The sequence below is a fragment of the Microbacterium algeriense genome (genome assembly GCF_008868005.1).
In the GTDB taxonomy this organism is placed as follows: Bacteria; Actinomycetota; Actinomycetes; order Actinomycetales; family Microbacteriaceae; genus Microbacterium; species Microbacterium algeriense.
On record NZ_WAAO01000003.1, the window covers coordinates 41,899 to 64,052 of the forward strand.

15 protein-coding genes are annotated in these 22,154 nt (G+C 69.3%); 6 read left to right on the forward strand and 9 right to left on the reverse strand.

Features of this window, described 5'->3' with window-relative positions:
- Positions 1-88: 88 nt before the first annotated feature.
- The 5 genes from F6A08_RS13960 to F6A08_RS13980 are packed head-to-tail and all read left to right on the forward strand — an operon-like array spanning position 89 to position 6,974.
- A complete protein-coding gene (locus F6A08_RS13960) occupies positions 89-1,396 on the forward strand; it encodes an ABC transporter substrate-binding protein (RefSeq protein WP_124895017.1) in 1,308 nt (435 codons plus the stop codon).
- A 55-nt stretch (positions 1,397-1,451) separates the two neighbouring features.
- Positions 1,452-2,417, forward strand: coding sequence for a carbohydrate ABC transporter permease (locus tag F6A08_RS13965; protein ID WP_017204084.1), 966 nt, complete (start codon positions 1,452-1,454; stop codon positions 2,415-2,417).
- A complete protein-coding gene (locus tag F6A08_RS13970) occupies positions 2,417-3,304 on the forward strand; it encodes a carbohydrate ABC transporter permease (protein ID WP_225855853.1) in 888 nt (295 codons plus the stop codon). Before F6A08_RS13965 ends, F6A08_RS13970 begins: the two co-directional genes overlap by 1 nt.
- Positions 3,304-5,538, forward strand: a complete 2,235-nt coding sequence (gene yicI / locus F6A08_RS13975) for an alpha-xylosidase (RefSeq protein ID WP_151459781.1) — start codon at positions 3,304-3,306, stop codon at positions 5,536-5,538. Before F6A08_RS13970 ends, yicI begins: the two co-directional genes overlap by 1 nt.
- The gene (locus tag F6A08_RS13980; protein ID WP_151459782.1) at positions 5,535-6,974 is read left to right on the forward strand and encodes a GH1 family beta-glucosidase; all 1,440 of its coding nucleotides are present in this window, start codon (positions 5,535-5,537) and stop codon (positions 6,972-6,974) included. The genes yicI and F6A08_RS13980 overlap by 4 nt, the downstream gene beginning before the upstream one ends.
- A gap of 21 nt (positions 6,975-6,995) precedes the next feature.
- Here the strand turns inward: F6A08_RS13980 and F6A08_RS13985 are convergent, their stop codons facing one another.
- The 9 genes from F6A08_RS13985 to F6A08_RS14025 all read right to left on the reverse strand — a co-directional run bounded on the left by F6A08_RS13985 (position 6,996) and on the right by F6A08_RS14025 (position 20,576).
- The gene (locus F6A08_RS13985) at positions 6,996-7,808 is read right to left on the reverse strand and encodes an efflux RND transporter periplasmic adaptor subunit (protein WP_151459783.1); all 813 of its coding nucleotides are present in this window, start codon (positions 7,806-7,808) and stop codon (positions 6,996-6,998) included.
- A gap of 100 nt (positions 7,809-7,908) precedes the next feature.
- On the reverse strand, positions 7,909-9,723 hold the full coding sequence (locus F6A08_RS13990) for an ABC transporter ATP-binding protein (RefSeq protein ID WP_151459784.1): 1,815 nt from the start codon (positions 9,721-9,723) through the stop codon (positions 7,909-7,911).
- Entirely contained in the window at positions 9,720-11,651 is a 1,932-nt protein-coding gene (locus F6A08_RS13995) for an ABC transporter ATP-binding protein (RefSeq protein ID WP_124895012.1), read from the reverse strand. The genes F6A08_RS13990 and F6A08_RS13995 overlap by 4 nt, the downstream gene beginning before the upstream one ends.
- Before the next feature lie 368 nt (positions 11,652-12,019).
- Positions 12,020-14,467 carry an NPCBM/NEW2 domain-containing protein gene (locus F6A08_RS14000; protein ID WP_151459785.1) on the reverse strand — a complete coding sequence of 816 codons (2,448 nt, stop codon included), beginning with the start codon at positions 14,465-14,467 and terminating at the stop codon, positions 12,020-12,022.
- A 252-nt stretch (positions 14,468-14,719) separates the two neighbouring features.
- On the reverse strand, positions 14,720-15,217 hold the full coding sequence (locus tag F6A08_RS14005; protein ID WP_151459786.1) for a methylated-DNA--[protein]-cysteine S-methyltransferase: 498 nt from the start codon (positions 15,215-15,217) through the stop codon (positions 14,720-14,722).
- Positions 15,214-16,734, reverse strand: coding sequence for a DNA-3-methyladenine glycosylase 2 family protein (locus tag F6A08_RS14010; protein ID WP_151459787.1), 1,521 nt, complete (start codon positions 16,732-16,734; stop codon positions 15,214-15,216). The genes F6A08_RS14005 and F6A08_RS14010 overlap by 4 nt, the downstream gene beginning before the upstream one ends.
- Before the next feature lie 146 nt (positions 16,735-16,880).
- Positions 16,881-18,488, reverse strand: coding sequence for a bifunctional phosphoribosylaminoimidazolecarboxamide formyltransferase/IMP cyclohydrolase (purH, locus tag F6A08_RS14015; protein ID WP_124895009.1), 1,608 nt, complete (start codon positions 18,486-18,488; stop codon positions 16,881-16,883).
- A 50-nt stretch (positions 18,489-18,538) separates the two neighbouring features.
- Positions 18,539-19,126, reverse strand: a complete 588-nt coding sequence (gene purN / locus F6A08_RS14020; RefSeq protein WP_151459788.1) for a phosphoribosylglycinamide formyltransferase — start codon at positions 19,124-19,126, stop codon at positions 18,539-18,541.
- 61 nt (positions 19,127-19,187) lie between these two features.
- Positions 19,188-20,576: a cell division protein PerM gene (locus F6A08_RS14025; protein ID WP_017204071.1), complete on the reverse strand. Its 1,389-nt coding sequence runs from the start codon at positions 20,574-20,576 to the stop codon at positions 19,188-19,190.
- Positions 20,577-20,666: 90 nt separating this feature from the next.
- Between F6A08_RS14025 and F6A08_RS14030 the strand changes: the two genes are divergently transcribed.
- Positions 20,667-22,142, forward strand: coding sequence for an NCS2 family permease (locus tag F6A08_RS14030; protein ID WP_017204070.1), 1,476 nt, complete (start codon positions 20,667-20,669; stop codon positions 22,140-22,142).
- The last annotated feature ends 12 nt before the right edge of the window (positions 22,143-22,154 follow it).

Consider the following 22,154-nt stretch of genomic DNA (forward strand, 5'->3'; position numbering starts at 1 on the left):
GAAACGCTTCGATGATCGCTCCCCACAACTGAATATCCGACCCGACGAAGTGTCCGGCCCTTGGGCCACCGAGAAAGGAGTGCCGACGATGGCACGCAGCAACCGCAGGATGAAGGCGCTGGCCCTGATGGCCGCGATCACGGCGACGGGCATCGCCCTGAGCGGCTGTACAGCCGGCTCGGGCGACGACGGCGGCGACGGTCAGACGCTCAAGCTCTGGCACTACGAGAGTTCCGACAGTGCGATGGGCAAGGCCTGGGACGAAGCCATCCGTGTCTTCGAGAAGGAGACCGGAGCGACCGTCGAGTTCGAGGAGAAGTCCTTCGAGCAGATCCAGAAGACCGCGAGCCAGGTGCTCGACACGGACGCCGCCCCCGACCTGATGGAGTTCAACAAGGGAAACGCCACGGCAGGATTCCTCGCGTCGACCGGTCTGATCTCCGACATCTCCGACGCCGTCGAGGAATACGGCTGGGACGACAAGCTCGCCCCGTCCCTGCAGACCACGGCGAAGTACTCCGAGGACGGCGTCATGGGCGGTGACACCTGGTTCGGCGTGCCGAACTACGGGGAGTTCGTCGGCGTCTACTACAACGAAGACGCCTTCGCCGCAGCCGGACTCGAGATCCCGACCACGTACGAGGAGTTCGTCGACGTGCTCGACGCCTTCGTCGCGAAGGGCGTCACGCCGCTGGCCGAAGCCGGCGCCGAGTACCCCCTCGGTCAGCTCTGGTACCAACTCGCGCTCCTGGAGGGCGATCGCAGCTTCGTCGACGCGTACCAGCTCTACGACGGAGAGGTCGACTGGCAGGGCCCCGAGGTCACGTCCGCCACGGAGACGCTGAAGGATTACGTCGACAAGGGCTACATCGCCTCCGACGTCTCCTCGGTGAAGGCCGAGGACGCGGGTGTCTCGTTCATCAACGGCACATCGCCGATCTTCGTCTCCGGCTCCTGGTGGTTCGGCCGGTTCGTGGCGGAGGCGACCGGGTTCGACTGGAGCATGACCGCCTTCCCCGGCGCCGACCTCTCCCTCGGCTCCTCGGGCAACCTCTGGGTCGTGCCGGAGAACGCCGCGAACAAGGAGCTGGCCTACGAGTTCATCGACATCACGATGCGCCCGGAGATCCAGGCGATCATCGGCAACAACGGCGGCCTGCCCGTCGCCGCCGACACCGCGGACATCACCGACGAGAAGAGCGCCGCGCTCATCGACACGTTCAACGGGGTCCTCGACGCCGACGGCCTGTCGTTCTACCCGGACTGGCCCGCGCCCGGCTTCTACGACGTGATCGTGCAGGAGCTGCAGGGCCTGGTCACCGGTGTGCAGGACGTGGAGACCACCAACGCCAACCTCGGCGAGCAGTACGACGAGGGCACCGCGGAATTCCGTTGATCGATCCGTGGGGGTGCACCGCGTCGGTGCGCCCCCACACCCCCTGGAGATGAACATGTCACTCGCCACCCGCCGCGAGGGCCGCACGAAGCTGCCGCCCGAACAGCCGTCGATCCCGCAGCGCCGCGGAGGGACCGGCGCCTACTGGATGTATCTGCTCCCCGGCTTCGTCCTGCTGCTCGTCATCGTGATCGTCCCGCTCATCTGGAACGTGTACCTCACGTTCACCAAATGGCGGGGCGTGCGCAGCCCCGAGTTCATCGGCCTCGAGAACTGGCAGAAGATCCTCACCGACAGCGACTTCTGGACGTCGTTCACGAACTCGGTGTGGATGATCATCGCGATGGTCGTCGTTCCCACGATCGTCGGTCTCATCGTCGCCGCCCTCCTCTTCGACGTCGTCGGACGCAAGTTCGGCGGCAAGGTCGGCAGCTTCCTGCGTGCCACCTACTACCTCCCGCAGATCCTCCCGATCGCCGTCGCCGGCATCGTCATCGGCTGGATCGTGCGCCCCGGCGGGGACGGGGCACTCAACCAGATCCTCGGCTGGTTCGGCCTGCCCGCCTACGACTGGCTCGGCCAGATGCCCTCCGCGCTCATCGTGCTGATGGTGGTCATGGTCTGGGTGCAGCTCGGCTACCCGGTCGTGGTGTTCATGGCGGCGCTGCAGCGCGTCGACCCCGAGCTCTACGAGGCGGCGGAGCTCGACGGGGCGAACTGGCTCCAGCGCTTCACGGCGATCACCATGAGCATCATCCGGCCGGAGATCTTCGTCGTCACCCTGACCTGCACGATCGCCGCCCTCAAGGTGTTCGGGCCGGTCTACATCATCACGCGCGGCGGTCCCGCCGGTGCCACCCTGGTGCCCGCGTACTACGCGTACCAGGAGTTCTTCACGAAGCGGAACGTCGGCTACGGCGCCACGATCGCGACCGTCCTCACCATCGTCGTGGTGATCGTGTCGATCGTGTTCATCCGCGTCCAGAACTCGCTCGAGCGCAAGGAAAGGGCGGGTCTGTGATGCACGCCACCACCGCCATCGTCACCGGAAAGCCCGCGAAGACGCGTCCGCGCGGCGGCATGACCAAGAAGCGTCCGATCGACTGGCTGCTGCTCGCCCTCGTCATCGTCGGCGCGCTGCTCGTGATCGCGCCCTTCTACCTCGTGCTCGTGAACTCGTTCAAATCGCCCGTGGACTACGCGACCTCCGGACCGCTCGCGCTCCCCGAGACCCTCGACTTCGGAGGGATCGTGAAGTTCTGGGAGCGGGTGAACTTCCCGGAGAAGGTCTGGAACTCGATCTTCATCTCCGGCATCGTCGCCGTGCTGGCCGTGGTGATCTCGATGCTGAACGCGTTCGCCATCGGCATCGGACGAGTGCGCGGCCGCTCCTGGATCGTCCTGCTGTTCCTGCTGGCGAACCTGCTCCCGCAGGAGGCCCTGCTCTACCCGCTGTACTACATGTTCAAGTCGGTCGGGCTGTACGACAGCGTGTGGTCGGTCATCATCGTGTTCACGGTGATCCAGGCGGCCTTCGGCACCTACCTGCTGTCCTCGGTGTACGGCACGTTCCCGAAGGAGGTGCTGGAGGCGGCGTCCCTCGACGGGGCGAGCCGCTGGCAGATCCTGTGGCGGGTGGTCTTCCCGATCAGCCGACCGACGCTCTCGGTCCTGCTCATCTTCTTCTTCATCTGGACCTGGAACGAGTTCCTCATCCCGCTGACGTTCCTCGCCTCGAACGCGAATCAGACCGTTCCCGTGGCGATCAGCGTGCTGCAGGGCGACCGGCTGATGGATGTCACCACCACGAGCGCCTCGGCCCTGCTGGGCATCATCCCGACGCTCATCTTCTTCCTCATCTTCCAGCGCACCCTCACCCGGGGCATCACGGCAGGAGCAGTCAAGTAATGAAGTTCACCGACGGGTTCTGGCAGCTGCGCCCCGGCGTCACCGCGCTGTACGCGCAGGAGGCCTACGACATCGCCGAGACCGACGCGACCCCGGACGGCCCGGGGCTGGTCATCACCGCCCCCACGATGGTCATCGCCAAACGCGGTGACACCCTCAACCGGCCCGTGCTGACGACCACCCTCTCCTCCCCCGCCGAGGGCGTGATCCGCGTCCGCGTCGCCCATCACACCGGCGGCCGCTGGCACGGCGGCTTCGCCCTTCCCGGTGCCGGTCGCGGTACGGCATCGGTCTCCCTGTCGGAGACCGGCGGCGTCCTCGACGCCGGCTCCCTCGTGGCGACGATCGCACCGGGATCGCCGTGGGATCTCTCCTTCGCGGTCGACGGGCGGCGGGTGACCGGCAGCGGACACAAGGCGCAGGGATACATCCGTCTCGCCGCCGATGCGCAGGTCGATCCCGGCATCGTGAGCAACGCGCGCCAGGGCGGCGGCACCCCCGCCGCGGACGCGTTCGTCCACGAGCAGCTCGACCTCGGCGTGGGCGAGCACATCTACGGACTCGGCGAGCGCTTCGGCCCCCTCGTCAAGAACGGTCAGACCGTCGAGGTGTGGAACGCCGACGGCGGGACCTCCAGCGAGCAGGCGTACAAGAACGTGCCGTTCCACCTCTCCACCCGCGGCTACGGCGTGCTGGTGAACGACCCGGGGCACGTGTCGTACGAGATTGGCTCCGAGGCCGTCGAGCGGGTGCAGTTCTCGGTGTCCGGCGAGGTGCTGGAGTACTTCGTGATCGCCGGGACGACGCCGAAGGACGTCCTCGGCCGTTACACCGCGCTCACCGGACGCCCGCCGGTCGTGCCCGCGTGGTCATACGGGCTGTGGCTCTCGACGAGCTTCACGACCGACTACGACGAGGAGACGGTGAACTCGTTCCTCGACGAGATGGCGACGCGGGAGCTCCCCGTCTCGGTCTTCCACTTCGACTGCTTCTGGATGCGCGAGTTCCAGTGGTGCGACTTCGAATGGGATCCGCGGGTCTTCCCGGACCCGGAGGGGATGCTGGACCGCCTGCACGACAAGGACCTGCGGGTCTGCGTCTGGATCAATCCGTACATCGCCCAGCGTTCCCCTCTGTTCCGGGAGGCGGCCGATCAGGGCTTCCTCGTGCGACGCGCCGACGGCTCGGTGTGGCAGTGGGATCTGTGGCAGGCCGGCATGGGACTGGTCGACTTCACGAACCCCGACGCGACGGCCTGGTACCAGTCCCACCTGCGTCGGCTCATCGCACAGGGGGTCGACTGCTTCAAGACCGACTTCGGCGAGCGCATCCCCACCGACGTGGTGTGGGCGGACGGCGCCGACCCGGAGCGCATGCACAACCTCTACGCCGACCTGTACAACCGCGCGGTGCACGAGGTGCTGACCGAGACGCGCGGGGAGGGCGATGCGGTGGTGTTCGCCCGATCCGCGACCGCCGGCGGGCAGAGCATGCCCGTGCACTGGGGAGGTGACTCCACCTCGACCTACACGTCGATGGCCGAGACACTGCGCGGCGGCCTGTCGCTCGCCCTCTCCGGCTTCGCCTTCTGGAGTCACGACATCGGCGGCTTCGAGGGCACGCCCGATGCCGGGGTCTTCAAGCGCTGGACCGCTTTCGGACTGCTCGGGTCGCACTCGCGCTTCCATGGCTCGAGCTCGTACCGGGTGCCGTGGGCGTTCGACGAGGAGGCCGTGGAGGTGACGAGGCAGTTCACGCACCTCAAGATGCGCCTGATGCCGTACCTCTTCCAGCAGGGGCTGGATGCGGCGGCGACCGGCGTTCCCCTGCTGCGGCCGATGGTGCTGGAGTTCCCGGACGACCCCGCGGTCGCGTACCTGGACCGGCAGTACATGCTCGGGTCGTCGCTGCTGGTGGCCCCGGTGTTCACGGAGGACGGCGAGGTCGAGTTCTACCTCCCGCCCGGGGCCTGGACGTCGCTCCTCACCGGAGAGACGGTCAGCGGGGGCGGATGGCGGCGTGAGCACCACGGATTCGACTCGCTGCCGCTGTACGTGCGCCCCGGCACCGCCCTGCCTTGGGGAGCGCGCGTCGACCGCCCGGACTACGACTACCATGAGGGACTCCGATTCCGTGTCTTCCCTGGCGGCTCCGGCAGCACCGTCGTGACCGTGACGAACCCGGACGGGCGCGCAGAGGAGCACACCATCGACCTCGAGGAGATCACGGCATGACCACCCTCTTCCCGCCCCGCGACGACTACCGCGGCTCCGGCCTGGTGTTCCCGGAGGACTTCACGTTCGGGTCGGCCACGGCCGCGTACCAGATCGAGGGTGCCGCGGCCGAGGACGGACGCACCCCATCGATCTGGGACACGTTCAGCAAGACGCCGGGGCGGGTGTGGAACGGCGACACCGGCGACGTCGCGTGCGATCACTATCACCGCGTCGACGAGGACCTCGACCTGATGGCCGCGCTCGGGCTGCAGGCCTACCGGTTCTCGATCGCGTGGCCGCGTATCGTCCCCACCGCCACCGGAGAGGTGAACCAGGCGGGGGTGGACTTCTACTCCCGGCTCGTCGACGGCCTCCTCGAGCGCGGCATCCGTCCGGTCGCGACGCTGTATCACTGGGACCTGCCGCAATACCTGGAGGACGCCGGCGGCTGGACCTCCCGAGCCACGACGGATGCCTTCGAGCGATACGCCGAGGTCATGGGCGCGGCGCTGGGTGACCGCGTGCACACCTGGACCACGCTCAACGAGCCCTGGTGCTCCGCGTACCTCGGGTACGGTCAAGGCGGTCACGCGCCAGGCCGCCACGAGCCCGCCTCCGCGCTGTCGGCGGTGCACCACCTCAACCTCGCTCACGGTCGGGCTGTGCAGGCGCTCCGCGCCACCTCGACCGGGGATCCCGACTACTCCGTCACGTTGAACTTCCACGTACTGCGCGGGCAGGGCGACGGGGCGGCCGAGGCCATGCGCCGCATCGACGCCCTCGCCAACCGCGCCTTCACCGGTCCGATGCTGCGCGGGGAGTACCCCGCCGACCTGCTCGAGGACACCGCATCGGTGTCGGACTGGAGCTTCGTGCGGGAGGGAGACCTCGCCACGATCGCGCAGCCGATCGACGTGCTCGGGGTGAACTACTACTCGACGGCGACCGTGCGCCTGTGGGACGGCGTCTCTCCGAAGCAGGAGAACGACGGCCACAAGGGTGCCACGGGCGGAACCGCCTGGCCGGGCAGCGACCGGCTGGTCGAGTTCGTCGAGCAGCCGGGACCCTACACCGCCATGGGATGGAACATCGCTCCGGAGGGGCTCGAGGAGCTGCTCGTCTCGCTCTCGGAGCAGTTCCCGGAGCAGCCGCTCATGGTGACCGAGAACGGCGCGGCCTTCGACGACGAGGTCGCGCCGGACGGCGCCGTGCACGACCGCGAGCGGACCGACTATCTGCGCAGGCACTTCACCGCCGCCCATCGGGCCCTGGAGCGCGGCGTCGACCTGCGCGGGTATTTCGTGTGGTCGCTGCTCGACAACTTCGAATGGGGATACGGCTACGCCAAGCGCTTCGGCATCGTCCGCGTGGACTTCGACTCGCTCGAGCGCACGGTCAAGGACTCGGGCCACTGGTACCGGGAGCTCATCCGCACCCGCACCGTCGAGGCGTGAGCGCGCAGCCCCCGACGGAGATCAGGGTCGGTCGTCGGGGTTGCGCGGCTTCCGGCGGTTCGTCCACGACGAGAGTGCCGCGGCCGCCGCTCCCGCCGCGCGGTCGATGGCCTCGGCCGACCGGCTGAGCATCTCCTGCGCGGTGTCCTGCCACGCGGGGGTCGTCGGCACCTCCCCCGCGTGCACCTTCGCCTCGTGCTCTGCGGCCTCGAAGGCGCGCTCCAGCTCGGTCACGGCATCGCGATACGCGGCGAAGTCGGCAGGGGTGATGCGTCCCGTCGCCGCGCGGCGCATGTCCGCAGCATGCCCGGCCGCACGGAAGTACGCCGCCGTCGCCGGCCGCTTCACATCCGTCATGGCGGGGTAGGCGATCTGCAACGAGGGGTCGGTCTCGTAGCGCATCCAGCGTGCGGTCACGGCGTCGTGCGCGGCCTGGAGCCGCTCGACCGGCGAGGGCTCCGAGGCGGACGGGATCGCCGCCCGTGCGGCGTTCAGCCGCACCTGACGCGCCCGCACGTCCGCCGACATCGCCTTGGCATCGCGCTCCCGCTCCCGCAGGATCCGCCGGGCGGCGGCGACCTGCTCGGCCGTCGCGCGCTGTGCCGCCCGCTCCGCGGTGACGCGAGCCAGGTCGGCGCGGGCGATCTTCAACGCGACCCGACGCTCGGCCAGGGCCCGCTGCGCGTTCCGGAGGTCGTGACGGGCCGCGTCGACCTCGAGGCGCCGGCCGCTCACGGTGCTCCGCCTCCGGAGCCCGAGCGCACCCGCCGTCCCCGCAGCCGCTGCGGTGGGCGCGATCCACCACCACTCCGCGACGAGCAGCAAGGGATCCATGTACCGATGCTACCCACGCCGGAGACGACTTCCGGTCGCGATATGTCAGCCATTCTGAGCCAGATGGCTGACATATCGCGACCGGAAGAAGCTGGCGTCATCAGACCAGTGTCTCCTGCCAGGCCGCATGCAGCTGGGCGAACTTGCCGGTACCGCCGATGAGAGCGGCGGGGGTGTCGTCCTCGATGATGCGGCCGTGCTCCATCACCAGGACCCTGTCGGCGATCGCGACCGTCGACAGACGGTGCGCGATGATGATCGCCGTGCGGTCCTTGAGCAGGGTCTGCAGCGCATCCTGGATCAACCGCTCGGACGGGATGTCCAGCGAGGCCGTGGCCTCGTCGAGGATCAGCACCGACGGGTCGGCGAGGAAGGCCCTGGCGAACGAGATGAGCTGCCGCTGACCGGCCGACACCCGGCCTCCGCGCTTGTTCACGTCGGTGCCGTAGCCATCGGGCAGCGACGAGATGAACCCGTCGGCGCCCACCGCTCGCGCCGCCGCCTTGATCTCCTCGAGCGTCGCATCCGGCTTGCCGAGCGCGATGTTGTCCGCGACCGTCCCGCTGAACAGGTACGCCTCCTGGGTGACCATGACGATCGCGCGCCGAAGGTCCTTCGGGTGCAGCGACCGCAGGTCGACACCGTCGAGCGTCACCCGCCCCTGGGAAGGGTCGTAGAACCGAGAGATGAGCTTCGCCAGCGTGGACTTGCCCGCACCGGTCGTCCCCACCAGGGCGATCGTCTGCCCCGCCGGGATGTCGAGGGAGAAGTTCGGGAGGATCGTCTTCTCGCCGTTGTACCCGAACGTCACCTCGTCGAAGCGGATGTGTCCACGCGATTCCCAGAGGTCGACCGGCTTCTCGGGGTCCGGAACCGTCGGCACCTCCTCCAGCACACCGGACACCTTCTCCAGCGCGGCCGTCGCCGACTGGTAGGAGTTCAGGAACATCGCGATCTCCTGCATCGGCGCGAAGAAGTTGCGCACGTACAGCACGGCCGACAGCAGCACGCCGACGGTCAGCGCACCCTCGGAGACGCGGATGCCGCCCCAGAGCACGACGATGCCGAGCACGAGCGCTGCGACGCCCATCAGGCCGGGCTCGAACGTGCCGAACAGCAGCATCGAGCGGCGGTTCACGTCGCGGTACTCCCCCGCGATGTCCTGGAAGGCCTTGTCGTTGCGGGGCTCCTTGCGGAACGCCTTGACGGCGCGGATGCCGGTCATCGTCTCCACGAACTGCACGATGACCTTGGCGCTGATGACGCGGGACTCGCGGTACACGAGCTGCGATCGGGAGTAGAACCACCGCATCAGGAAGAAGAGCGGCACCCCGCCGATCGCGAGGATCAGCCCCGACTGCCAGTCCCAGAAGCAGAGCGCGATGAACGTGAACAGACCGAACAGCACACCGGAGACGAGCTCGTTCAGGCCGCCGTCGAGGAGCTCCTTGATGGAGTCGAGGTCGCTGGTCTGGCGCGAGATGATCCGACCGGACGTGTACGACTCGTGGAACTCCAGGCTCAGGCGCTGGGTGTGCAGGAAGATGCGCTTGCGCAGGTCGAGCAGCACCGCCTGGGTCAGCTTGGCCGCGATGATGACGTACCACGCGATCAGGGCCGCCGCGAGCGCACCGGCCAGCAGGTAGATGCCTCCGATCATGAACGTCGGCATCCAGTCGGCACGCTCGAGCACCGCAGGCAGCGCCCGGTCGAGACCGATGCTGATCAGGATCGGTCCGGCCACCTGCAGTGCGGTCGAGATGACGAGGACGACGGCAGCGAGCACGATCCGCGGCTTCAGCGGGCTGACCAGGGATCCGAGCAGACGGAGGGACCGACGACGGATCTCCCTGCTCTCCTCGCGGGTGTACTCGGAACGGTCCTCGTTCTGGGTTCCGGTGACGGCGGAGCTCATCGCTGCACCTCCTTCTCGGTGATCGGGTCTTCGTCGGCGGCCTGCATCCCGAGGCCCGCACGGACCTCTTCGTCGATCTCGGCCTGCTCATCGCGGATGATCGGGATCGCTCCCGTCCGCGCCGCCTCCTCCGCCTCGAGGCTGGAGATGACGTGACGGTAGTGCCGGCTCGTCTTCAGCAGCTCGGAGTGCGTCCCGACCGCCGTCACACGGCCGGCTTCGAGCAGGGCCACGCGATCGGCGAGCGCGACCGTCGACGGGCGATGCGCGACGATCATGGCGGTGGTGTCGGCGAGCACGTGGCGGAGCGCCTCCTCCACCAGCGCCTCGGTGTCGACGTCGAGCGCCGACAGCGGGTCGTCGAGCACGAGGACCTTCGGCTTCGCCGCGACCGCACGGGCGAGGGCGAGCCGCTGACGCTGACCACCGGAGAGGCTGAGCCCCTCTTCGCCGATCACGGTCTCGACGCCGTCGGGCAGCGAGTCCACGAATCCGGCCTGGGCCACGTCGAGCGCTTCGCGGAGCACGCGCTCGGCCTCCTCGCTGTGCACGTCGAGCTCGGCGCGACCGAGCAGCACGTTCTCCCGGACGGTCGCCGAGAACAGCGTCGCGTCCTCGAACGCCATGGCGATGTGCTGGCGGAGCTCTGCCAGCGGGAGATCGCGCACGTCGACGCCGTCGAGCGTGACTCTGCCGCCCGTGACGTCGTAGAGACGCGTGGGCAGCGTGGTCAGCGTCGTCTTGCCGCTGCCGGTCAGACCCACGAGTGCCATCGTCTCGCCGGGGCGGAGCACCAGGTCGATGCCGTCGAGCAGATCGCGCTCACCGGAGCCGGCGTCCTGGTAGCGGAAGTGCGCGTTCTCGAACGCGAGCTCTCCGCGCGGGTTCTCGATGTGCACCGGGTGCTCGGGGTCGGTGATGGTGTTGGTCTCGGAGAAGATGTCGAACACGCGGTCCGTGGCCGTCCGGGCGTCGAGCATGAACGAGAACAGGAAGCCGATCGACTCGATGGGCCACCGCAGCACGACGGCCATCGCGAAGAAGGCGAACAGCTGCGCCTCGTCGATCTGCCCCTGAGAGATCAGCCAGATGCCCGACATCAGGCTCAGACCGAACGCGATCTGCGGCATGAGGTCGAGCCAGAACCAGATCGACGCGATCGCGCCCGCCTTGCTCATCTCGGTCTCGCGCAGCGTCTCGGCCTGGCGGCTGAAGCGGCTCAGGGCGTGCTTTCCGCGACCGAAGGCCTTGAGCACGCGGATGCCGTGCACACTCTCCTCGACGCTGGTCGCGAGGTCGCCGGCCTGATCCTGGCTGCGGCGGGTGAGCGCACCGTAGCGCTTCTCGAACAGGTAGCCGCGGATCCACAGCGGGATCGCCGTGACCAGGAAGATCGTGCCGAGCAGCCAGTGCCACCGGAACAGGAGCACGGAGCCGATGATGATCGTGAGGATGTTGACGACCAGCAGCACGAGGCCGAACGCGAGCCAGCGGCGGATGAGGCCGATGTCCTGCATCATGCGGCTGAGCAGCTGTCCCGACCCCCACCGGTCGTGGAAGGACACCGGCAGCGTCTGCAGCCGCGAGTACAGCTCGGTGCGCATCCTGTACTCGACCTGCGTGGCCGGGTTGAGCACGAACTGGCGACGCAGCCACACCATGAGCGCCTCGCCGAGGGCGAGCGCGAACACGGCGAGCGCGCCCCAGACGATCGCACTGATCTCGCCGGAGCGGACGGGGCCGCTGATGATCTGCTCGAGGACGATCGGGATCATCAGGGCGATGACGGCGGCGATGAGCGCGCTGGCTGCTCCGCCGGCGAGCCGCCAGATGACCGGCTTCACGAAGGGCTTCAGGCGCCACAGTGCGGCCGGAGTGGAAAGGGTCGATGAAGGTGAGGGATTCTGCACGGAGGGCGAGGAGGACATGTCTCTCAGACGAGTTTCGTATGGACAGCGGTTGCGGAAGGGGACGGATGCGAGAGCGGACCCACAGGGTCCGGCATCCGATGCAGAAGGTGGGGCGGGGTGGCTCTAGGAGAGCGGACGCGCCGGGGTCGAGCCGAGAGCTGCGATCCGCGCGGTGGCGATCGTGGTCATGGTGTCCTCCTCAGGGGCTCGGCGATGTCGTCCGGTTGGCGCGACAGCCCACCAGCCTATTGCTGTGAACCAGCTGAACACAAGACTCATTCCCGATCCGAGTGTTGAGCTCGCATCGGCGCGGCTGACTGGCCGGTCGGTGTGCGTCGCGAAGGACGCCCACCGACCGGCGATGATCGACGTGACGGTGTGCGGGGTCAGCAGCAACGCAGCCACGCCGCCGGCGGAAGCCAGCGGGGGCCGAGTCCGCGCCCGGGGTGCGCCGCGCCGTGACCGCGCGGGCACGGGAAGCTCGCGCTCGTCCGCCGTTCCACGGTGACGGTGACGGAGGCGCGCGCGGCGCTTCCGGCGGCGTCCTGACCGATCGCGATCAGTTCGTGTGTCCCGGCGTCGACGGCCGGCACGGTGAACGTGAGTCGAGCGACGCCCTCCTCATCCGCGACGGCTGTTCCGAGCACGCGGGGGGCGGAGTGGAGTTCGAACGTCGCCGTGGATCCCGGCCGCAGATGCGCGGCGGTCACGGTCGCGGACTCACGCACCCTGAGCACGGGAGCGGACGAAGTCACCACGGGCGGCGGCACCGGCGCGCACTCGAGCTGCATGTCCAGCCAGTCGGCGTGATCGTAGGCATTGCCGTTCCCCGCATCGTCGACGACGAGTGTCAGCATCTCGACCCCCCGCACATCGAGACGGAAGTCCTGTCGCTGTCGGTAGCCGATGACGCCGTCGGCTCGCCACAGAGTGCGGTCATCACCGCTGATCTCCCCTCCGATCGACGGAGTACCCCAGGTCGTGTCCCCGCCCGACGTCTCGTCGTCGATGCCCAGAGCGCCGACGAGCCGGCTGCACTGCGCGCCCAACCACACCTGCACCGCGGACTTCGCGTGGCTTCCGATCCCCTTCTGCGTCACCGTTCCGTTCACAGTGAGCGGCCGCTGCTCCACGCTGACGTCCTTCCGCACCTGGCCCCAACCGGTCTCAGCGCGGACGAACGTCAGGTCGGACACGTGGGTGTTCGTCGAGGGCGCCGGCGGCACGACCGTCACCGAGACGGACCCGTCGCCGCCCGTGGACAGCTTCAACGGCAGCGTCTTCTCCCCGAGCGCGACCGACGTCGACACCGAGACGCTCACGTCGACCGTCGCTTCACCGCCCGCGGGTACGGAAGGGATCGGATACGGGGCGCCTCCTGTGTCCACACCGTCGACGCCACCCACCGTGAGGGTCGCCCCTTCGAGCGGGACGGCGCCTGAATTCGACACGACCACCGGAACGACGCCGGTTCGACCCTGCGAGAGCGTCCCGGCACCTGAGGCCGTGACCAGACCGGGCAGCGCGGGGTCGGTACCGGGAGCGAGGCGGAGGATCACGGTGTCGTGCGCGCCGACGCGCGCGCTCACCGACCGGGTCGCGTTGTACAGGTCCTTCTGCGCCCAGGCATCCCGCACCACGTAGGCATCCCCCGACGCGTGAACGGCTGACAGGGATGTGGTGATCGTCTGCGCCTGATCCGCGGTGTTCAGGAGGGCGACCGCCAGCTCATCGCCCGCGAGCCGCCGAGCCCACACCTGCGCTCCCCCGACGTCCGATATGCGCTCGGCCTGAGCTCCGAGGGGATCCTGATCGATGTCGACGATCTCCCTGTTCCCGACGACGGCGAGGACGTCTGCGCTGAGAGCCGACACATCGGTGCCGAGGAACAGCGGCGCAGCCAGCATCGCCCACATCCCGAAGTGGCTCCTGTTCTCGGCCAGGGTCATCGACCCGTTTCCGGTCTGCAGCATGTCCGGGTCGTTCCATGCGCCCGGGCCGGCGTAGGAGGACAGCCCGGCCTGGGAGTTGATGATGGAGAGGACAGACGACCAGCGGGGGCCGATGTCCCCAGTGGTGCGCCAGAGGTTCGCGACCGGTCCGGCCCACGTCCACGGCTTGGTCTCGCCGTACTCCGAGATGCCGTAGACGATCGGCCGCCCGGTCGCGGCAAGAGCATCGCGCATCTTCGCGAAAGCGGCGGGGCGCTCGAGTCCGTTCGTCACGTCGGCGCGGCACCAGTCGTACTTCAGGTAGTCCACGCCCCAGTCCGCGAAGGTCTGGGCATCCTGCGCCTCGTGTCCGAAGCTCGCGATGCCCGTGACCGGATAGCCGTCCCAGTAGTTCGCACACGTCTCGCTTCCGGGAGAGCTGTAGATGCCGAACTTCAGCCCCGCATCGTGCACATAGGTCGCGAGGGCTTCGATGCCTGAGGGAAACCGGACCGGGTCAGCGAACAGCTCACCATGGTCGTCTCGTCCGCCCTGCCAGCAGTCGTCGACGACGACGTACTCGTATCCGACGGACTTCAGTCCTCGGTCCACGATCGCCTCCACGGCGGACTTCACCGCTGCCTCGGACAGATCGTTGCAGTGCACCTGGTTCCAGCTGTTCCACCCCATGGGCGGAGTGAGCGCCAGGCCGTTGTCGAGCGCCTGCGCAGTCGGCGCTGCGAGCGGTGCCATCACTCCGAGAGGGAGCGCGATCGCCGCAGCGACCAGGAGCGAGATCGGCCGCAGCGGACCGTTCCGCCGTCGACGCCGCACCAGACGCGCGGCTGCCGACAGGCGGGAGTCGACCCCGCTCCTCTTCCCTGTTCTCATCGTGTTTCGCATGGCACGCCTCTCGCTGTCGCGGCCCCTCAGGAACGAAACCGTCGCCGGGACGACCGACGCCCTGCGCGAGACGCAGCTTTCCCCGCTTCGGTGCGAGCCGCGGCAACACTGCTCAAGGCGATGATCGGCGAGTGCGCTCCTTCGGGACTCGGATCGAGATTCGGTGGTGGCGTGCAAAGTATTACACGCTACTGCCGTTGAAAGCGATGTATTGCAGGCCAGGTGAACGCCTGGGACCTCGGCGCGGCTGACTCAGCGGGCGGCGGCCTCCCGGGCGAGGAGGCGCTCCTTGACATCGAGACCCCAGGCGAATCCCCCGAGGCTGCCGTCCGTGCGCAGCACGCGGTGACAGGGCACGAACAGCGCCGGTGCGTTGCGCGCGCAGATGGACGCGGCGGCGCGCACCGCCGTCGGGCTTCCGAGCCGAGTCGCGAAGCCGGTGTAGGTGAGAGGCTCTCCCGGCGCGATGCTGCGGAGCGCGGACCAGCCGGCGAGCTGGAGCGCGGTGCCGGTCTGCTTCACCGCGACGGTGTCGATCGCCGTGACGTCACCGGCGTAGTACGCGTGCGTCGCCGCTGCCGCCTCCGTCTCGCCGTCCGCGAGATGCTCCGGACGGACGGCGGGCGAGAGTCTCGCCAGGATCGCCTCGACGTCGGAGGTCCAGCCGGATGCCAGCACCCGCTGCCGGTCGTCGGCGAGGATCGTGAAGGCCCCGTCCGGGGTCTCGATGGTCTGGATGAGCGCGGTCATGACTTCTCCTTCGTGGACGTGTCTGCGATGGGGTGCTGCGCCGAGGGCGGTGCTGCTCGGCGAGGGCCGGCCGGACGCACCGGGGCGGCGCGCCAGAGGTGGGCGCTCAGATAGCTGCGCCACGGGGCCGTGCGCTCCGCCCAAGCGGTGAGCGGCTTCGCCTCGGCGGGGAGTCCGACGGCGGCGGCACCGGCGCGGAGGGCGACATCCCCCGGCAGCAGGACGTCGGGGTCGCCGAGGACGCGCATGCGCACGTAGTCCGCTGTCCAGGGGCCGATCCCCGGCATCGCGAGCAGCCGGGCCCGCTGCTCCGCGCCGTCGTCGCCCACCGTGAGCGGCAGCGAGCCGTCGGCGAGGGCGGCGGCAGCACCGGTGATGGCACGGATCCGCGCGGCCGGACCGCGGAGCACCTCGGCCCCGTGTTCGGCGATCGCGTCCATCGTGGGGAAGAGGAGGCCGTCTTCGGCGCGCTCCCCCAGCGCCGCGGTGAGCGCCGTGAGCGCCGTGCGAGCTGCGACCACCGTGATCTGCTGCCCGATCATGGCGCGGATGAGCATCTCGTGCGGGTCCGCAGACCCCGGCACGCGCATCCCGGGGGTCCTGGCCACGATCGGTGCGAGCTCGGGATGCGCGGACAGCGCCTCCTCGATCGCCAGCGGGTCGGCATCGAGATCGAAGATGCGGCGCACGGTCGAGACCAGCGGGGCGAGGTCACCGAGCCTGGCGACGCGGGCCCGCAGGTGCAGACGCGACGATTCGTCCTGTCGCACCTCGAACCAGGCGGGGCCGCCGGCCATCCGCAGGTGTCGCGAGAACGAGCTCGGGCCCGCCTCCTCCACGCCCGCGACGGCACGGGCATCCATCCAGGCGAAGATCCCGCTCGCATCGAGAGGCCCCCGATAGGGAAGCACGAGGTCGATCGAGCCGGGAACCGCGGGAGCGGGGGTCCGGCGACGCGCCCTGAGCTCACCGGGGGTCAGGCCGAACACCTCGCGGATCGTGTCGTTGCACTGGCGGATGCTGGCGAATCCGGCGGAGAACGCGACGTCGGAGATCGGCATGTCGGTGCCGACGAGGAGCATCCGCGCGGTGTGCGCGCGGTGGGCGCGGGCGAGCGCGAGCGGTCCAGCGCCGAGCTCCGAGGACAGCAGGCGGGTCAGGTGCCGACTCGAGTACCCGAGACGCGCCGCGAGCCCCGGCACGCCTTCGCGTTCGACCACCCCGGCGGAGATGAGGCGCATGGCCCTCGCCGCGACGTCACCGCGGACGTCCCACGCCGGGGACCCGGGCGCGGCTTCGGGAAGGCAGCGCTTGCACGCCCGGTAGCCGGCCTCGTGGGCAGCCGCGCTGGTAGGATAGAAGGTGACGTTCTGGGGCTTCGGCGTGCGCGCAGGGCAGCTCGGTCGGCAGTAGATTCCGGTCGAGCGCACGGCCGTCACGAACTGTCCGTCGAAGCGGGTGTCGCGCGCGCTGATCGCACGGTAGCGCTCATCGAAGTCGACCAGGGGGAGGCTCATCCCCCCACTCTGCCACGCACCCCCGACCTCGACTGGCGGAAATCGGACATCGCGGTGCCGCTTCGCCGAGGCCCCGCCCCCGCGACGAGACCCCGGTGTGCGGACGTCTGCACACCGGGGTCTCGACGGAAACCGGGGGTCTCGGCTCAGTGGAAGAAGTGACGCTCTCCGGTGAAGAACATCGTGACTCCGGCCTTGCGGGCAGCGTCGATCACTTCCTCGTCGCGCACGGAGCCACCGGGCTGGACGATCGCCTTCACGCCGGCGTCGATCAGCACCTGCGCGCCGTCCGCGAACGGGAAGAACGCGTCGGAGGAGGCGACGGATCCGGCCGCGCGATCGCCCGCTCGCTCCACGGCGAGGCGGCACGAGTCCACGCGGTTGACCTGGCCCATGCCGACCCCGACCGTGGCGTTGTCCTTCGCGAGCACGATCGCGTTGGACTTCACGGCGCGGCAGGCCTTCCACGCGAAGATGAGGTTCTCCATCTCCTCGTCGCTCGGGCGCTCCCCCGAGACCAGCTCCCAGTTCTTCGCGACCGAGACGATGTCGTCGGGGAAGCGGTCTGCGTCCTGCAGCAGGAGCCCCCCGGAGACCAGACGCACATCCATCCGCTCCTGCTGCCAGTCCTCGGGCAGCTGCAGCAGACGCAGGTTCTTCTTGGCCTTGAACACCTCGAGCGCAGCCGGCTCGAACGAGGGTGCGACGATGACCTCGGTGAAGATGTCCTTGAGGTTCTCCGCCATCTTCAGCGTCACGGTGCCGTTCGCGGCGATCACTCCGCCGTACGCCGAGACCGGGTCGCACTCGTGGGCGCGCAGGTGCGCGCTGGCGATCGGGTCGAGGGCGTTCGGGGCCGTGGTCGCGATGCCGCAGGGGTTGGCGTGCTTGATGATCGCGACGGCCGGCTTCACCATGTCGTAGGCCGCGCGCAGAGCCGCGTCGGCATCGACGTAGTTGTTGTACGACATCTCCTTGCCCTGCAGCTGCCTCGCCTGAGCGATGCCGTGTCCGCCGGCCCTGGTGTAGATCGCGCCGCGCTGGTGCGAGTTCTCGCCGTAGCGGAGGGTCGCGAGGCGCTCGGCCTGGATCGTCAGGTGAGTGGGGAGGTCGCCGTCGTCCTGCAGCGTGCCCTCGGCGAACCAGGAGGCGACCGCCGTGTCGTACGCGGCCGTGTGCGCGAAGGCGCGGGCAGCCAGCTCACGGCGCTGGGCGAGAGAGGTGCCGCCGGCGTCGAGCGCGGAGATGATGCCGGGGTAGGACTGCGGCGAGACGACGATGGCGACGTTGGCGTGGTTCTTCGCCGCGGCGCGCACCATCGCCGGACCGCCGATGTCGATCTGCTCGACGACGTCGTCGCCCTGGGCGCCGGAGGCGACCGTCTCGACGAACGGGTAGAGGTTCACGACCACGAGTTCGAACGGCGTGATGTCGAGGTCGGCGAGCTGACGCTCGTGGTCCTCGAGGCGCAGGTCGGCGAGCAGGCCGCCGTGGATCTTGGGGTGCAGCGTCTTGACCCGTCCGTCGAGCATCTCGGCGACGCCGGTGACCGCAGCGACGTCGGTGACCGCGAATCCGGCGTCGCGGATGGTCGCAGCCGTCGAACCGGTGGAGACGATCTCCACGCCGGCGTCGGCGAGGGCGCCGGCCAGCACGAGCAGGTCGGTCTTGTCGCTCACCGAGACGAGTGCGCGCCGGATCGGCACGGCGTCGCGATCGCGGTAGAGCGTGGGGTCGTGGCGGGGGCCGGCCATGATGGGCTCCTTCGTGCGGGGGCTTCGGGATGGAGTTCGGTTGCGGAAGGTCAGGGTGCGGGGTCCAGGGAGACGTCGCCGGTGGCGATGCCTCGGACCACGTCGATGAGGAGTCGACGTTCGACGGGCTTGATGCGCTCGTGCAGGGAGTGCTCGGTGTCGTCGGCGCGGATCTGCACGCGCTCCTGAGCGAGGATCGGTCCGGTGTCGACGCCGTCGTCCACCACGATCACGCTCGCGCCCGTCTGCGTCACGCCCGCGGCGAGCGCGTCGCGCACGCCGTGCGCGCCGGGGAACTCCGGCAGGTAGGCGGGGTGCGTGTTGATCAGGCGCGGCGAGTACCGGGCGACCAGCGACGCGGGCAGGAGGCGCATGAGACCGCTGAGCACGACCAGGTCGGGTCTCCAGACGTCCAGCTGGCGGCCCAGCTCCTCGCCCCAGGCCTCGCGGCTCTCATGCTCATGCCACGGCACGGTGAAGCTGGGGATGCCGAACTCCTCGGCGTGGGCGAGCCCTTCGGCTTCGCGGTCGGCGCCGACCACGATCACCCTGGCAGGGAAATCGGGATGACGAGCGGCCTCGAGGAGGGCGCGAAGATTCGAGCCGGTGCCCGAGATGAGAACGGCGACCGTGAGCACGCGCCCAGTCTAGCGGGGGACGCGCGATGCTCCCTCCGCCGGTCGCGCCCACGGTGCCGGTTCAGTCGCGACGGTCGGCCGGGTCGACGGGCGGGGCGGTGAACCCGCGGAGATCGTCGAGCGGTGCCGTGTCATCGAAGGCCGTGACCTCGCGGACCGGCACGTCGGAAGCGGGCGCGGGCGTCTCCGGCAACGGCTCGAGCTCGGTCATCTCCGCCAGCCAGCGGTCGGTGCGCTCCTCGGCCAGCTCGTCACGGTTGCGCGGGGAGAGCAGCAGGATCGCTGCTCCGATCAGGACCTCCACCCCGAGCGCGAGAGCGAACGGGCCGACGGAAGGACCCACGTCCGACAGCCGACCAGGTCCGATCGAGCCGTGGGCGAACACGGCTGCGAGCGCGGCGATCCCTGCCGTCACGGCGGCGATGCCTCCGGCGATCACGGCGCGCTGCACCATGCCGAGCGGGGTGCCCTCCCACACGAGGCGCGACCGCACCGCCCAGCCGGCGAAGGCACCGGCGGCCACGGGGACGATGACCACGATCAGCATCCAGATCGAGCTGTTCTCGGGCAGCAGTCCGAACACGGGGATCCCGGGGACGACGCCCAGCTGCGTCCCGGCCGGCGACACCGCGGTGCCGACGCCGACGGCGAACCCCGGGCCGGCGAGCCAGGAGGCGGTCCACACGACGATCGTCGGCAGGTAGAGCAGCTGCGCGAGAGTCAGCACGGTCGCGCCGAGCGCATCCACGCGCGCGGACTGGAACAGCGCGACGACCTCGCCACCGCGGAAGAGCGTCGTGAGCGCGAGGGCCAGGGCGGACGCCCCGACGACGCCCACCAGGGCGAACGCCGCACCGCGGACGACCGCTGCCGGAACCGGTGCCCAGTCCGCACGGGCGTCGACCCGATCGTGCAGCCGATCGAGGAGACCGCCGTCGCCGTCCTCCCAGGCGATCCGCACCGCTCCGCACAGCGCCCCCACGAGATAGACGGCGGCGGGGAGCACGATCGCGAGAGGCAGCGGCGTCTGCGCTGCATCCAGCCGTGCGGTCAGAGCGACACCGGCGGAGATGAGGGAGAACACCACGGCACCGGAGAGCGACCCGAGCAGCCACGCCCCGGAGGACGCCGCCCGGCGGCCCGATCGCGCGGCGAAGAGGAGCGTGAAGAGCAGGAACGCGAGCGGGGTGACCGACACCGCGAACGTCGCGGCCTCCGGCGGGATCGCGAGCGCCACCAGAAGCTCAGCCGGGATCGTCACGGCGAGCGGAACACCGTGACCGAACTGCCACAGCGTTCCGGTGAGCGGCCAGAGCGCGCCCCAGTCCGCCGTGATGCCGAACGCCAGTGTCCACAGCAGCGTCAACGGCGCCAGGAGCACGACGAGACCGACCGCCGCGGCGATGGCGGCGTCGAAGGCGGCGAGGAGCGCGACGAGGAGGCGTTGCATAGCGCTTCGAGACTACGACGAGTTCCTCTGCAAGCCCCGGGGGCGCGCGTGGGGTCGGCGACACGATAGCGTTTCTCCGGAGGTTTCCCGATGACAACTGCCCCGCCCGCCCCGGCACCCACCGAGCCCAAGAACTCCCTGGACCGCTTCTTCGAGATCAGCAAGCGCGGATCCACGATCGGCACCGAGATCCGAGGGGGTCTGGTGACGTTCGTCACGATGGCCTACATCGTGATCCTCAACCCGATCATCCTCTCCGGCAAGCCCGACGTCGCCGGCGACGTGCTGGAGTTCAACGCGGTCGGAGCGGCCACCGCGCTGACCGCCGGCGTGATGACGATCCTGTTCGGTCTGGTCACGCGGCTGCCGTTCGGCTTCGCGGCCGGTCTCGGCATCAACGCCTTCGTCGCGTTCTCCGTCGTCGGCCAGGTGACCTGGCCCGAGGCGATGGCGCTCGTGATGATCAACGGCGTCGTGATCGTGCTGCTCGCCGCGACCGGCCTGCGGAAGGCGATCTTCGACGCGGTGCCGTTCCAGCTGAAGATCGCGATCACGGTCGGCATCGGTCTGTTCATCGCCTTCATCGGCTTCGTCAACTCCGGCTTCGTCACCGCCACGGGGTCGTCCTCCCCGCCGGTCGGGCTGGGCGTCAACGGGTCCGTGGCCACCGTGCCGACCCTGCTCTTCGTGATCACGCTCCTGCTGACGGGCATCCTGGTCGCCCTCCGGATCAAGGGCGGCATGCTGATCGGACTGATCGGCGGCACCGTGCTCGCCGTCATCGTCGAGGCGATCTGGCACATCGGCGCCCGCGGCTTCGACGACGAGGGCAACGTGGTCAACCCCGGCGGATGGGGACTGACCGTCCCCGCGCTCACCGGATCGCCTGTCAGCGTGCCCGACCTCAGCCTGATCGGCGCCGTCGACTTCACGTTCGACCTCGGCAAGGTCAGCCTCGTCGCCCTGGTGATGATCGTCTTCACCCTGCTCTTCACGAACTTCTTCGACGCGATGGGCACCATGACCGGACTCGCCAAGGAGGCGAACCTGGCCGATGACAACGGCGACTTCCCGCGCATCAAGTCGGCGCTGGTGGTCGAGGGCGTGGGTGCGATCGCGGGTGGCGCGACCTCGTCCTCCTCGAGCACGGTCTTCATCGAGTCCGGAGCGGGCATCGGAGAAGGGGCACGCACGGGACTGGCGAACGTCGTGACGGGCATCGTGTTCCTGATCGCGATGTTCCTCACGCCGCTCACCTCGATCGTGCCGACCGAGATCGCCGCCGCCGCGCTGATCATCGTGGGAGCCATGATGATGGCGCAGATCCGCTACATCGACTTCGCGGACTTCCGGGTGCTGCTGCCGGTGTTCCTCACCGTCTCCGTCATGCCGCTGACCTACTCGATCGCGAACGGCATCGGTGCGGGATTCGTGAGCTGGGTGCTGATCCACGCGTTCTCGGGCAAGGCCAAGACCATCAGCCCGCTGCTGTGGGTCGTCGGCGCCGGGTTCCTGATCTTCTTCGCGAGAGGCCCGATCGAGGCCCTGTTCGGCGTCGGGATCTGATCCGGACCGGAC